General features: G+C 71.4%; 10 protein-coding genes. 9 read left to right on the top strand and 1 reads right to left on the bottom strand.

All coding sequences use genetic code 11. From position 1 onward, the window contains the following. Together OG948_RS18820 and OG948_RS18815 are read left to right on the top strand one after the other, a co-directional pair. Complete coding sequence (locus OG948_RS18820) at positions 1 to 390, top strand: hypothetical protein (protein ID WP_406297652.1); 390 nt, start codon at positions 1 to 3, stop codon at positions 388 to 390. 144 nt (positions 391 to 534) lie between these two features. Then, a complete protein-coding gene (locus tag OG948_RS18815) occupies positions 535 to 1,197 on the top strand; it encodes a hypothetical protein (RefSeq protein WP_406297651.1) in 663 nt (220 codons plus the stop codon). A 33-nt stretch (positions 1,198 to 1,230) separates the two neighbouring features. Here OG948_RS18815 and OG948_RS18810 read toward each other — a convergent pair whose 3' ends face one another. Then, the gene (locus OG948_RS18810) at positions 1,231 to 2,718 is read right to left on the bottom strand and encodes a CCA tRNA nucleotidyltransferase (protein WP_406297650.1); all 1,488 of its coding nucleotides are present in this window, start codon (positions 2,716 to 2,718) and stop codon (positions 1,231 to 1,233) included. A 129-nt stretch (positions 2,719 to 2,847) separates the two neighbouring features. On the opposite strand from OG948_RS18810, the gene OG948_RS18805 reads away from it, so the two are divergent. From OG948_RS18805 to trxB, 7 genes are all read left to right on the top strand, one after another. Then, positions 2,848 to 3,309: an NUDIX hydrolase gene (locus OG948_RS18805; protein WP_395867777.1), complete on the top strand. Its 462-nt coding sequence runs from the start codon at positions 2,848 to 2,850 to the stop codon at positions 3,307 to 3,309. A 35-nt stretch (positions 3,310 to 3,344) separates the two neighbouring features. Further along, positions 3,345 to 5,726, top strand: coding sequence for a DUF6049 family protein (locus OG948_RS18800; RefSeq protein WP_406297649.1), 2,382 nt, complete (start codon positions 3,345 to 3,347; stop codon positions 5,724 to 5,726). Positions 5,727 to 5,778: 52 nt separating this feature from the next. After that, positions 5,779 to 8,445: a murein biosynthesis integral membrane protein MurJ gene (murJ, locus tag OG948_RS18795; protein ID WP_406297648.1), complete on the top strand. Its 2,667-nt coding sequence runs from the start codon at positions 5,779 to 5,781 to the stop codon at positions 8,443 to 8,445. Between the two features lie 238 nt (positions 8,446 to 8,683). Further along, positions 8,684 to 10,831, top strand: coding sequence for a protein kinase family protein (locus OG948_RS18790; protein ID WP_406297647.1), 2,148 nt, complete (start codon positions 8,684 to 8,686; stop codon positions 10,829 to 10,831). Between the two features lie 84 nt (positions 10,832 to 10,915). Continuing rightward, positions 10,916 to 11,629 carry an RNA polymerase sigma factor SigM gene (gene sigM, locus OG948_RS18785; protein WP_406297646.1) on the top strand — a complete coding sequence of 238 codons (714 nt, stop codon included), beginning with the start codon at positions 10,916 to 10,918 and terminating at the stop codon, positions 11,627 to 11,629. After that, positions 11,626 to 12,567 carry an anti-sigma factor family protein gene (locus OG948_RS18780; RefSeq protein ID WP_406297645.1) on the top strand — a complete coding sequence of 314 codons (942 nt, stop codon included), beginning with the start codon at positions 11,626 to 11,628 and terminating at the stop codon, positions 12,565 to 12,567. The genes sigM and OG948_RS18780 overlap by 4 nt, the downstream gene beginning before the upstream one ends. A gap of 166 nt (positions 12,568 to 12,733) precedes the next feature. Next, complete coding sequence (trxB, locus tag OG948_RS18775) at positions 12,734 to 13,675, top strand: thioredoxin-disulfide reductase (RefSeq protein ID WP_406297644.1); 942 nt, start codon at positions 12,734 to 12,736, stop codon at positions 13,673 to 13,675. Positions 13,676 to 13,735: the final 60 nt, after the last annotated feature.

Here is a 13,735-nt window from a genome sequence, read left to right as displayed (position 1 = left end):
ATGCCGCATGCGCCCGTCGTACGTCGGGTACCGGTCGACGGGCGCGCGGCCCGTCGGGAGGCCGCTCGGCCGGCCCGGCGTGGGCGCGGGGTGCTGATCGCGGTGCTGGCCGTGCTGCTGGTGGGCGGTACCGCCGCAGGGGGCTGGTGGTACGTGCACAAGGAGGACGACGGGCCGCGCATCCACGAGGGCGACTGTCTGCGGGACAAGACCGGGATCGACCAGGACCCGGTGCGCTGCGAGGACTCCGCGGCCCGGTTCATCGTGGTCGAGCGGGTGCAGGGCACCACGTTCGCGGGCGTCTGCGATTCGGTGCCGGGGGACCCCATCGCGTTGACCTCGGATCCCACCGTGGAGAGCTTCGTGTTGTGTCTCGCCGAGCGGAAATGACGCATCGCTCCTGCGATTAGCTCTTTATGCCCGTTATTCCGCTCACATTCGACCGGGACAAGGGGAATCCCCGCTGCGGGTGTCCGGCCGGAGCCCTAGTGTTCCGGACTGTCTCACCAGTCCCCTGCAACGGAGATCGTCCCCATGTCCAATCCCTTCCCGCCCGACCCCAACGGTCCCCAGCAGCCGAACCAGGGCTGGAACCAGCAGCCGGGTCAGCCGCAGCAGCCCCAGCAGGGTTGGGGGCAGCAGCCGGGCCAGCCGCAGCAGGGTGGCTTCCCGCCGGGCGGCTACCCCCAGGGCGGTCAGCCGGGCTTCTACGGCGGCCCGCCGCCGCCCCCGCCGCGCAAGAGCAAGGTCAAGTGGATCGTCATCGGCGCCGTGGTCGTGGTGGCGCTGGTCATCGCCGGGGTAATCGGTACGGGCGTGCTCAACAAGAACGCCGTCGACAAGGCGAAGGTCGGCGACTGCATCACCGGCACCAAGAACAAGAACCCGAAGGTGGTCTCCTGCTCCAAGTCGGACGCCGCGTTCAAGGTCGTCGCCAAGTTCACCGACACCTCGGACACCGAGAAGTGCAACGCCGAGGAGATCGCCCGCAAGGGCTCGGTGCTCGGCCTCTACCGCAAGGGCTCCGACAAGGGCCTGTTGTGCGTGACGGTCACCGACCACACCACCCCGGAGTCGTTCTCTGGCGTGCCCGGTGCCAGCACGACGTTCACCCCCTCCGTCATCGCGCAGATCCAGAAGATCATGGCCGACGGCAAGGTCGACGACGCGGAGCTCCAGGAGCTGGGCGGGAGCTGAGGCAGCCCCCACCCGAATCCGGTGGTGGCCCGCTCACGCGCTCCCGTGGGCGGCCCACCACTCCCGAAGCGCCGCGACCGCCGTGTCGTGGTCCATCGGGCCGTGTTCGAGCCGCATCTCCAGCATGTGCCGGTAGGCCTTGCCCACCAACGGGCCCGGCGGCACGTCCAGCAGTCGCATGATCTCGTTGCCGTCCAGGTCCGGCCGGATCGAATCCAGCTCCTCCTGCTCGGCGAGCTGCGCGATCCGCTCCTCCAGCGAGTCGTAGGCGCGCGCGAGCGTGGCCGCCTTGCGCTTGTTGCGGGTCGTGCAGTCCGAGCGGGTCAGCTTGTGCAGCCGCTCCAGCAGCGGCCCCGCGTCCCGCACGTAGCGGCGCACCGCCGAGTCGGTCCACTCGCCCGTGCCGTAGCCGTGGAAGCGCAGGTGCAGTTCGACCAGGCGCGTGATGTCGTCCGTGACGTCCTTCGGGTACTTCAGCGCCTTGAGCCGCTTGCGCGTCATGTGCGCGCCGACCATCTCGTGATGGTGGAACGAGACCCGACCGTCCGGCTCGAAGCGCCGCGTGCGCGGCTTGCCGATGTCGTGCAGCAGCGCGGCCAGCCGCAGGATCAGGTCCGGCTCGCCCGGCGCCTCCAGCGCCATCGCCTGTTCGAGCACGGTGAGCGTGTGCTCGTACACGTCCTTGTGCCGGTGGTGTTCGTCCACCTCCAGGCGCAGCGTCGGCAGCTCGGGCAACACCCGCGCGGCCAGCCCCGTGGAGACCAGCAGTTCCAGACCCTTGCGCGGGTGGTCGGAGCAGATCAGCTTGTTGAGCTCGTCCCGCACCCGCTCGGCGGAGACGATGTCGATCCGCTCGGCCATGTCCGTCATCGCCGCGACCACCTCGGGCGCGACCTCGAAGTCGAGCTGCGCGGCGAAGCGCGCGGCCCGCATCATCCGCAGCGGATCGTCGCCGAAGGACGCCTCGGGCGTGCCCGGCGTGCGCAGCACCCGCGCGGCCAGGTCCTCCAGCCCCCCGTGCGGGTCGACGAAGGTGATCCCGGGCAGCGCGACCGCCATCGCGTTGACCGTGAAGTCCCGGCGGACCAGGTCGTCGTCGATCGAGTCGCCGTAGGAGACCTCGGGCTTGCGCGAGGCGCGGTCGTAGGCCTCGGAGCGGTAGGTGGTGATCTCGATCTGGTAGTCCGGCGAGTCCGCGACCTTCTTGCGGCAACCGACCGTGCCGAACGCGATCCCCACGTCCCACACCGCGTCCGCCCACGGGCGCACGATCGCCAGCACCTGTTCGGGGCGGGCGTCGGTGGTGAAGTCGAGGTCGTTGCCGAGCCGACCGAGCAGGGCGTCCCGCACCGAGCCGCCGACCAGCGCGAGCGTGTGCCCGGCCGCCTCGAAGCGACGGGCGAGGTCGTCGGCGACGGGGGCGACGCGCAACAGTTCGGTGACGGCGCGGCGCTGTACGGCGCTCAGTTCGCCGGTGGCCGGCGGGTCGTCCGGGTGGGTTGTGTTCTTGGCGTTCGGCACGGGAGACAAGGTTACGGGTCGAGGCCGCGGGTCTCGCGCGCATTACGCCGCGGCCGAGGTCGCGAGCGGGCCGCGCGATGGAGTGATCATGGCGTTATGGCGTGGCGCATGTCGCACTAAGCTTGGCGGATGCCTTCCGAGACCACGCCGCCGCGCCGTCGGCTGCAGGTGGTCGAGGAGACCTCGGCGGGTGGTCTGGTGGTCGATCGACTCACGTTGCGCGCGGCGTTGATCGCGCGCCGGGACCGACGCGGCCGGCTGTTGTGGTCGTTGCCCAAGGGGCACATCGAGAACGGCGAGAGTGTGGTCGACGCCGCGTTGCGCGAGGTCGAGGAGGAGACCGGCATCGTGGGTCGGGTGCTGGCCCCGCTCGGGGTGATCGACTATTGGTTCACCGCGCCGGACCGGCGGGTGCACAAGACCGTCCACCACTACCTCATGGAGGCGGCGGGCGGGGATCTGTCGGACGACGACATCGAGGTCGAAGCGGTGGCTTGGGTTCCGCTCGGCGCGCTCTCCGCGCGTCTCGCCTACCCCGACGAGCGGCGATTGGTCACGCTCGCCCCGGAACTGCTGGCGGACAGCGCGTGAGCGATGGACGGTTCCGATCCGGGACCCCGACGAGCGTGCCCCGCGGCCGGCCGGCCGCCATCCTGATACTGATCCTGGCGCTCGCCGCCGGGCTGTTGTCGATGATGCCGCCGAACATCGCGCGCGCCGCCGACGGCGACGGGATCCAGGTCCTGATCACCAAAATGACGCCGGTGGCCAAGGCCGGCGGCACCATCACCATCGAGGGCCAGGTGCTGAACTCCGGCACCAAGGCGATCGACTCGGCCGAGGTCGCGGTCCGGCTCCGCACCTCCGAACCGCTCTTCCGCAGCGGCATCAGCTCGGCCGAGGACGCCCAGTCGAGCGGCACCCTGCTGCGCGACCCCAAGCCGGTGACGCTGCGCAACCTGGCACCGGGTACGGCCCAGCCGTGGACGTTCACCTTCCGCGCCGACCCACTCGGCCTGGGCGAGGCCGGCGCGTATCCGCTCGCGATCGAGGCCAGGGCCGGCGGCAAGCCGATCGGCGCGGCCCGCACCTTCCTGCCGTGGATCCCCAAGAACGGCCTCAAGGACGTCAAGAACATGCGGATCGGCATGGTCTGGCCGCTGGCCGATCGGCCGCACCGGGACGGCACCACGCTCGGCGACGAGGCCCAGACGCCGGTCTTTCGCGACGACGACCTGGCCGCGCTGTTCGCGCCGGGCGGGCGGCTGTACGACCTGGTGAACATCGGTACCGGGATGAAGGTCGACTGGGTCGTCGACCCCGAGCTGCTGGACTCCGCCACCCGGATGGCCGGCGGCTATCGGGTCGCGCCGCCCGGCAGCCTGGATCCGGACAAGCCGAAGAAGTCCCGGGACGGCAAGACCCCGAGCGACGAGGACACCGCCAAGGCGACGCCGAACCAGATCGAGAACACACTCGCGGGCGCCGGCGGCCAGATCGCCGCCGGATGGCTGGATCGACTCAAGACCGGCACCGGCGCCCAGCCGGTGATCGCCCTGCCCTACGCCGACCCCGACCTGGCCGCCGTCGCGCACGCGCTGGACGCGGGCAAGGCGGACCTGCGCCCGCAACTGAGCGAGGCCCAGTCCGAAGCCGCCACCGTCATGCAGCGCACGTTCGCCCGCCCGGTGCGCACCGACGTGGCATGGCCCGCCGGCGGCGCGCTGGACCCCTCGATCGTCGACCTCGCGATCGGGAACGGCGCGAGCACCGTGCTCACCTCCGGGGCGAGCCTGCCGCCGACCAAGGAACTCAACGTCACCCCCCTGGCGACCGCGGCCCTGCCCGGGGCCGACAAGGGCACCGCGCTGGTCACCGACCCGGACATCGACAAGACCCTGACCGCGGACACCAGGGCGCCGGGACAGAGCGTGCTGACCACCCAGCAGTTGCTGGCCGAGCTGCTGACCATCGCGCTCCAGGAGCCCACCCTCAAGCCCGCCCGCAGCCTGCTGATCGCCCCGCCGCGCACCATGGACGCCTCGCTGGCCGGCGTGCTCAAGGACGTCATGAACGCCTCGACCGACTGGACCCACGGCACCACCCTGGCCGAGCTCGCCGCGGAGCCCGCCCCGCTGCCCGCGCGCAAGCTCGCCGGTTACCCCAAGGACGTCCGCGCCGGCGAGCCGTCCGAGCAGTACATCGCCGAGACGGACAACCTGGTCCGGTCGATGCAAACCTTCGCCTCGATCCTGACCCGGCCCGAGCGGGTCACCGGCCCGTTCAACCCCGCGCTGCTGCGCCTGCTGTCGACCCAGTGGCGCGGCGACCCCCGGGGGGCGGACCGCTATCGGCTCGGCGTCACCCGCGGCCTGCGCGAACTCGAATCACTCGTCTACATCATCCGAAGAACCGGCGTGACGCTCTCCGGCGAGGAGGGCAACATCCCGGTCACCGTGGTGAACAACCTCCAGCAGCCGGTCACCGTACGGATCGCGGCCGTCTCGCATCAGCCCAACCGGCTCAAGCTCGGCGATGCGACCACCGTGACGGTGCCCGACGGGCGCCGTCGGGAGGTGCCGATCTCGGCGAAGTCGGCCGCGAACGGCAAGGTCATGGTCGACGTCCAGTTGCTCACCCCGGACGGGCGAGCGGTCAAGACGCCCGAGTCGTTCTTCGTCAACACGACCACGATCGACGCGCTGACCCGCTGGATCATCGGCGGCCTCGCCTTCCTGCTCGCGGTCTTCTCGCTCCGCGCGTTCCTGCGCAAACGTCGGGAAGCGGCCCTTGCCCAGGACCCGAACGGCGAGGATGGTGAGGACCGCGACGACACGCCGTCGGATCCCGACTCCTTCGACGACACCGAAAACGACCGGACCGAACCGACCTCCGGGTGGCCGCCACCCCATCCCGTGGCACCCCACGCCGGCGGAAACGGACCGCCCGATCCGGCCGACCCGCGCGGACACACGCCGTCGAGATCCACGACCGACCGCCCCGAATGAGAAAGTGGGCACCGGACACTCAACCTGACCGAGAAGACGAGGGCCCGCCCGCATGAGCGACCGGAGCGACGAACGTCAGCCGTACACCGGCGGCTCCGCCGAGCCGGACGACGGCGCGCACGACGATCCCTACCGGGGTCGGCCGCCCGCCGACCCGTACCTGCAGCAGTACGTCGACCCGTACGGACAGCCGGCCGATCCCTACGCCGCGCAGCCGCACGATCCGTACGCGCAGCCGGGCGACCCCGGCTACCACGACCCCAACGCGCCACAGCCGGGGTACGGCGAGCAGCCCTACCCACAGCAGGGCGGCTATCCGGGCCAGGGCGGCTACGGCGGCGGGCCCGAACCGGTCTACGGGGATCCGTACGGCTCCGGATCGGGTCAGGGCGGCTACGACCCGTACGCGCAGCAGCAGCCCCCGCAGCAGCCCGCCCAGGACGGCGGCGGCGCGTGGTTCCGGGACGAGTTGAGCGATCCGCCGGCGAACGACCCGTACGTGGGCGTCGACGAGCTCTTCACCCCGGAGGCCCCGCAGTACTACGACCCGTCCCCGCCGTACGACCCGTCCGGGCAGGGCGGGCAGCCCCACCAGGCCCAGCAGTACGGCGGCGGCGGTTACGGCTCGGGCGACCCGTACCAGCAGCAGCACCAGGCCCCACCGGACCAGAACTACCCCCAACAGCAGCCGCACCAGCAGCAGCCCCATCAACAGCAGGCGCACCAGCAGCCGGTGCACCAGCAGGCGTACGTCCCGCAGCAGCCGAGCCCGCAGCAGGGGCAGGGCGGCTGGGGCGACTACGACCGGCCGGGCGGCTGGCTGATGGACCAGACGCTGACCGGCATCAACCTCGGCCTCGCCGGCGACATCGCGGGCATGCCCTCGTACACCGAGGCCTACCAGCGCTACGAGACCCAGCACCGGGCCGAGGCGGCCGCCGCGTCGATGTCCGCGAGCGCGGTCCTGGATGCCCCGCCGGTCCCGCTGAACCCGTCCACGTCGCCCGTCTACCGGATGCCCGGCTCGGGCGCCGAGGAGCGGATGGCCGGCATCCCGGTCGGCGGCGAGGGCAAGAAGGGCAGCAAGCTCGGCGGGATAATGCGATCCTCCGCCGTGATGGCGGCGGGCACGATCGTGTCCCGGATGACCGGCTTCGTGCGCAACCTGGTCGCCGCGGCGGCCCTGGGCACGGCGATCCTGGCGAACACCTACAACGTCGCCAACACGATGCCGACGCTGTTGTACATCCTGGTCGGCGGCGGCGCGCTGAACGCGGTCTTCGTCCCGCAGCTGGTGCGCGCGATGCGCCAGGACGACGACGGCGGCGAGGCGTACGCGAACCGCCTGCTCACCCTGGTCATGACGGTGCTGGCGGGGCTGGTGGTGATCGCCTGGCTGGGCGCGCCGCTGCTGATCCGGGGCTTCGCGAACTCGCTCGCGAAACACCATCAGGACTACGAGCTGGCGATCACCTTCGCCCGCTACTGCCTGCCGATCATCTTCTTCATGGGTCTGCACGTGCTGTTCGGGCAGATCCTCAACGCGCGCGAGCGCTACGGCCCGATGATGTGGACCCCGGTCCTGAACAACATCGTCATCATCGCCACGTTCGGCCTCTACATCTGGGTCGCCGGCACCGCGAAGAACACCGGGCAGAACTCGGACACCATCACCCCGGACGAGATCCGGCTGCTCGGCCTGGGCACGCTGCTCGGGATGATCGTGCAGTCGATGGCGATGGTCCCGTACCTGAAGGCGGCCCGGTTCCGCTTCCGGCCCCGGTTCGACTGGCGCGGCTCGGGGATGGGCAAGGCGCTCGGACTGGCCAAGTGGACGTTCCTGTTCGTGCTCGCGAACCAGGCCGGCTACCTGGTGGTGACCCAGCTCGCGACCGCGATCGACGTCAACGCCCGGGACGAGAACATCCAGTACGGCGTCGGCTTCACCGCGTACAGCAGCGCACTGCTGATCTGGCAGTTGCCGCAGGCGGTGATCACCGTGTCGGTGATGACCGCGATGTTGCCGCGGATGAGCCGGGCCGCCGCCGACGGCGACCTGGCCAGCGTGCGCGGCGACATCTCCTCCGGATTGCGCCTGTCGGCGGTGGCGATGATCCCGTGCGCGGCGATCTTCGTGGCGCTGGGCCGGGACATCGGCGGCTTCATCTTCGCCCCGACCGGCGAACAGAGCGCGCACTGGATCGGCTACATGCTGATGGCGCTGGGCCTGGGCCTGATCCCGTACTCGGCGCAGTACGTGTTGCTGCGCGGGTTCTACGTGTACGAGGACACCCGCACGCCGTTCCTGAACACGGTCTGGATCGCGGGCGCCCAGGCGGCGTTCGCGGGCCTGGCGTTCATCGCGCTGCCCACCAAGTGGGCCGGTGTCGGCATCGCGGGCGGCTACAGCCTCGCCTACCTCGTGGGCGTGGTGCTGGCCGCGCAGCGGCTCAAGAAACGACTCGGCGACCTGGACGGCCGACGGGTGACCCGGACGTACACCCGGCTGCTGATCGCCGCCGGGATCGGCGGCGCCGCGGCGTTCTTCGTGGCCCGGATGTGCACCGGCCACTTCGGCTCGGCGATGGGCGGCTCGGCGATCGCCGTGGGCGCGGGCATCGTGACCATGTTCGTGGTCTTCTTCATCGCGGCGAACCGGATGCGGGTCGAGGAGATGAGCGCGATGACCGGGATGATCAAGGGCCGCCTCGGCCGCTGACCGCGAGCCCGTCCGGAGCCTCCGCATCCGCCCGCCGAATCCCCACCGGGAATTCGGCGGGCGGATCCGTGTGGGATGTACCACCATGGGCGAGTGAGGGTGTGCCGTGCGCCTGAACCGGGGTAAAGCTCCCGATACGCCGGTCTCGGTTTCCTTTCGGATCTTGTGACGAGGCAACCCGAGGCACGGTCCGGGAGTCTCATGTTGTGTGGAGGTCGTCCCTGGCCAACGGCCGGAGATGGCTCACCTCTACGATGAGTACGCCGACGAGGAGGATGAGGCCGAGGTGACGGACCGAACCGCAGGATCCGTCGACCTAGCGACGGACGAGGCAAACCCCGTACCGACAAAGGCTTCTGATACATCGTCGGACAATCCGGTCGGTTCGGACGGCAAGGTCTCCGGAAACACCACCACGGTTCTGCCCGTCGGTACCGAGCCCGAATCCGATCCGGTCGAGGAAGTCGCCGCCGAGGCCGGCGCGGCCACCGAATCCGCGAACGGCGGTGCCGGGGAGGGCGATTCGACCGAAACCGTGGACGCACCGGCCGCCGAGGTCCCCGCCGCCGAGGCCACGCCCGGCTCCGCCGCACCCGCACCGGACGCGCCCGTCGAGGACGAACCGGTCACCCACAAACGGGCGAAGCGCAAACCCGCCAGGGCCGAGACCACGGACGCGGACCCCACGCCGGGCGACACCGCGACCGCGAAGCCGAGCGACACCGAGCCCGCCGCACCGCGCACCGGCGCGGACTCCGCGGCGGCCGCGCCGGATCCCGCCCCGGAACCCGCGCCGCCCCGGGTCGGCGTCAGCCGGGGCACCCGACTGGCCGATCGCTACCGGCTCGAACACCGCCTCTCGCAGAACGGCCGCAGCGAGACCTGGCGCGCCGTCGACGAGAAGTTGCGGCGCGCGGTGGGCGTGCACATCGTGCCCGCCGGCGGAGAGCACGGCCGCGCCGTGATCGCCGCCGCCCGCGCCGCCGCGCTGATGGGCGACCCGCGCTTCGTCCAGGTGCTCGACTGCGCCCAACAGGACGGCCTGATCTACGTGGTGAAGGAGTGGCTGCCCGACGCGGACAACCTCACCAAGGTCTTCGAGAGCGCGCCGCTGCCGCCGCACGAGGTCTACGAACTCTCCCGCGCGGTCGCCCAGGCGATGTCCGTCGCCCACCGGGCCGGCCTCTCCCACCTGCGCCTGACGCCGGAGAACGTGCTGCGCATGCACACCGGCCAGTACAAGATCGTCGGTCTGGCCGTCGAGGCCGCCCTGTACGGCCACGACACCACCGACGCGGCCCGCGACGACACCCACGCGGTCGGCATGCTGATGTACGCGGCGCTGACCCGGCGTTGGGTCGACGGCACCGAATACGGGCTCCAGGCCGCGCCGTTCACCGGCGGCAAGCTGTGCGCGCCCGGCCAGATCCGGGCCGGTGTGGACAACACGCTGGCCGCGTTGGCGATGCGCGCGCTCGGCCACGAGGTCAAGCACGACCCGGCGTTCGAGACTCCGGGCGAACTCTCCGCGGCGATCGCCGCGATCCCGGAGATCCATCCGCCCGAGCAGGGCGAGATCGTCGGCGGCCCGGAGCAGGACGAGTACCCCGTCTACACGCCGAAACCGACCCGGACCGTCTACACCTCGGCCGGCTACGGCGGCTCGAACGGCTCGGTCCGACCTCCGATCGCGCCTCCGCCGCCGCTGGGCGGCCGGTTCGGCGCGACGGTCAAGGGCGCGGTCGCGGTACTGGTGGTGCTCGCGATCGTGTTGGTGACCTGGCAGGTGGCCAGCCATCTGGGCGACGGGGAGAAGAAGGAGGACCCGTTGAAGCCGCAGGGGGGCACCTCGTCGTCGATCCCGCCGCCGAGCACCGCGGCCCCGACCCCGGTCACGACGACGCCCAAGAGCGCCCGGGAGATCTCCATCGGCGGCGGTTCGCCGACCCAGGCGGACGCCGCGAAGCTGACCATCGACGGGAACGCCTCGACCTACTGGCGCACGAACTACATGGTCGACGGCCCGGCGATCACCTTCAACCGCAAGGGTTACGGCATCGTCTACGACCTGGGCGCGGTGCACGAGATCCAGAGCGTGGAGATCCAACTCGGCGCGGGTGGACCGCGCACCGACATGAAGCTGATGGCGGCACCCGACGCGAAGTCGATGCCCACCTCCGAAGGCGCGTTCCGGGTCGAGGTCGGCCAGGCGTCGACCTCCGAGAACAACCTGAGGATCACCGCCGCCAAGCCCGTGAAGGCGCAATACGTCCTGCTGGTGATGACCGCGATGCCCAAGGTCGAGTCGAGTGTCGGCGACTACCAGATCTACAACCCCGGCTACCAGAACGCCTGGCGCGAGGTCACCTTCACCACGCTCGGCTGACCCGTCGCGACGATCGAGGCGAACCCCTCGCCAACCGGTGGCCGGCCCGTGCCAGGATGATCCCGGCACAGGGGGAGGTAGGCGGTGGGCACCGAGCAGACCGGATCGGCATACGCGGACGTCACCGACGCCGATCTGCTCTCCCGGCACGGCGGCGGCGACCCGGACGCGTTCGGCGAACTCGTCCGCCGACACCGCGACCGGCTGTGGGCGGTGGCCCTGCGCACCCTGGGGGACCGCGAGGAAGCCGCTGACGCCCTCCAGGACGCCCTGGTTTCCGCGTACCGTGCCGCGGGTCGGTTCGAGGGCCGTTCGGCCGTCACGACGTGGCTGCACCGGATCGTGGTGAACGCCTGCCTGGACCGGGCCCGGCGCAAGGCCGCCCGGCCGGCCGTACCGCTGCCCGAGGATCTCGACCAGCGACTGCCCGCGCCCGTGCACGAGGACCCGGCGATTCGCGGCGAGACCCGCGCGGCGGTGCTCGCCGCGTTGGCCACGCTGCCGGCCGAACAGCGCGCCGCGCTGGTGCTGGTGGACATGGAGGGCTATCCCGTCGAGGAGGCGGCCCGGATCCTCCAGGTCGCCTCGGGCACCATCAAGAGCCGCTGCGCCCGGGGTCGGGCCAAGCTGCTGCCGCTGGTGCGCCACCTGCGCGAGGCCGGACCACCCGGGGCGGATCGGGCACACGGGAACCCCGGAGCCGGACAATCCGTCCCATCGACGGACGACCGACCGAGAGCCGGCGGTCCGACCCCCGACGCGGGTGGCACGAGCATGGAGGGAGGTGGCGCACGATGAGCGAGCACATCGACGTCGAGGTGCTGTCCGACCTCGTCGAAGGACTGCTCACCCCGGAGCGCGCGGCCGCCCTGGACGCGCACCTCGCCGAGTGTGCCGAGTGCCGCGACACCCGGGACGCGCTCGCGGAGGTCCGCGAGTTGCTCGGCGGTCAACCCCCCGAACCGATGCCGGCCGACGTGATCGCGCGGATCGACCAGGCGCTCGCACTGGCCGCGCTCCCGCCACCGCGACCCGCCGAGGCACCCTCGGTGGGGATCCCCACCGCGGAGCTCTTCGCCCTGCCGACCCCGGTCGCTCCGGTCCCGCCGTCCGCCCCGGCCGACGCCCGGACCGGGGCCGGCGACGACACCGTCGTCCGGCTCGACTCCGCCCGCCGCCGGCGCCGGCGCGGTCCGCTGCTGCTCGCGGCGGCCGCCGTCGCCGCAGTGGCCCTCGGCGTCACGGTCGTGGTCGGCACCGGTGGTGAGGACCGCGACTCGTCCGGCCGCCCCGCCGCCGCCAGGGACAACTCCGCCGTGTCCGCGCCCCAGGGCGCGGCCGGAGCGAGCGCCAAGGCGGGCGACCAACCGGGCGCGAAGTCCGAGGAGCAGGCGCCGAGCCTGGAGAAGCCGTCCATCGCCGCGCCCCGCGAGTACACCGCCGCCGGACTGCCGCAACAGATCTCGCAACTGCTCCGCCGCGGCACCGTCGCGCCGACCCGGGAACTGCCCGGATGCGTCGCGACCGCGGTCGGCCCGAACGCGGCGCGAGCGCTGGCCGTCGACACCGGCACCTACGCCGGCGTCCCGGCCTGGGTGGTGGTCCTGGACGGCTCGAACGCCGGCCGGGTCAAGGTGGTCATCGTGGACTCGTCCTGCACCCAGGCGCTCTCGGCGGCGCCTTCGAGCACGTTCGCGGGCTCGGTACTGCTGAGCACCGAGGTCGCCCGAGGGTGATCCCCGGCACGCCGTGCCCGCGGCGTTGGGACCCGGGAATGGTGCGCACCTAGGATCCGTTGTCGAACGAGACACCGCATCTCATCGGGGCGCGGGGCTCGCAGACCCGCACAGCCGACGCCGGTCACCGGCACGAGGCTGGACAAGGAACCAGGAAAGGCTCAGCGTGAGCGACGTCCGCAACGTGATCATCATCGGATCGGGTCCGACCGGGTACACGGCCGCCGTCTACGCAGCACGCGCGGACCTGAAGCCGCTGGTCTTCGAAGGCGCCGTCACTGCGGGCGGCGCGCTGATGAACACCACCGAGGTCGAGAACTTCCCCGGCTGGCCGGACGGCATCATGGGTCCGGACCTGATGGACAACATGCGCAAGCAGGCCGAGCGCTTCGGCGCCGAGCTGATCCCCGACGATGTCGTGGCCGTCGACCTGACCGGCGACGTCAAGACCGTCACGGACGGCGCGGGCACCGTGCACGAGGCGCACGCGGTGATCCTGGCGACGGGGTCCGCGTACCGCAAGCTCAACCTGCCCAACGAGGACGCGCTGTCCGGTCGGGGCGTCTCCTGGTGTGCCACCTGCGACGGCTTCTTCTTCCGGGACCAGGACATCGCCGTGGTCGGCGGTGGCGACTCGGCGATCGAGGAGGCCACGTTCCTCTCCCGCTTCGCCCGCTCGGTGACGGTGATCCACCGCCGGGACGAGCTGCGGGCGAGCAAGGCGATGCAGCACCGCGCGTTCGCCGACGAGAAGATCTCCTTCGCGTGGAACAGCGAGGTCGCCGAGATCGTGGGCGACGGCAAGCTCACCGGCGTCAAGCTGCGCGACACGGTCACCGGTGAACTGCGCGACCTGGCGGTGACCGGTCTGTTCATCGCGGTCGGCCACGACCCGCGCACCGAATTGCTGAAGGACCAGATCGAGTTGGACGCCGAGGGCTACATCAAGGTCGACGCGCCGACCACGCACACCAACCTCACCGGTGTCTTCGCGGCGGGCGATGTCGTGGACCACACCTACCGACAGGCGATCACCGCGGCCGGCACCGGGTGTGCCGCCGCCCTCGACGCCGAGCGCTACCTCGCCTCGCTCGCCGACGGCGCCTGACGCACACCCGTCCGGCGGTTCTTCGTTCCGCCTTCCCACAGTCGAGCAAGCCACCCGAGC

The sequence above is a fragment of the Embleya sp. NBC_00888 genome (assembly GCF_045207655.1).
Lineage (GTDB): Bacteria > Actinomycetota > Actinomycetes > Streptomycetales > Streptomycetaceae > Embleya.
This window is presented reverse-complemented; position numbering and strand designations above follow the sequence as displayed.

Coding starts and splice junctions, on each gene's coding strand:
- OG948_RS18790 (WP_406297647.1), top strand. CDS start 8,684: ATGGCTCACCTCTACGATGAGTACGCCGACGAGGAGGATGAGGCCGAG.
- OG948_RS18805 (WP_395867777.1), top strand. CDS start 2,848: ATGCCTTCCGAGACCACGCCGCCGCGCCGTCGGCTGCAGGTGGTCGAG.
- OG948_RS18820 (WP_406297652.1), top strand. CDS start 1: ATGCCGCATGCGCCCGTCGTACGTCGGGTACCGGTCGACGGGCGCGCG.
- OG948_RS18780 (WP_406297645.1), top strand. CDS start 11,626: ATGAGCGAGCACATCGACGTCGAGGTGCTGTCCGACCTCGTCGAAGGA.
- murJ (WP_406297648.1), top strand. CDS start 5,779: ATGAGCGACCGGAGCGACGAACGTCAGCCGTACACCGGCGGCTCCGCC.
- OG948_RS18815 (WP_406297651.1), top strand. CDS start 535: ATGTCCAATCCCTTCCCGCCCGACCCCAACGGTCCCCAGCAGCCGAAC.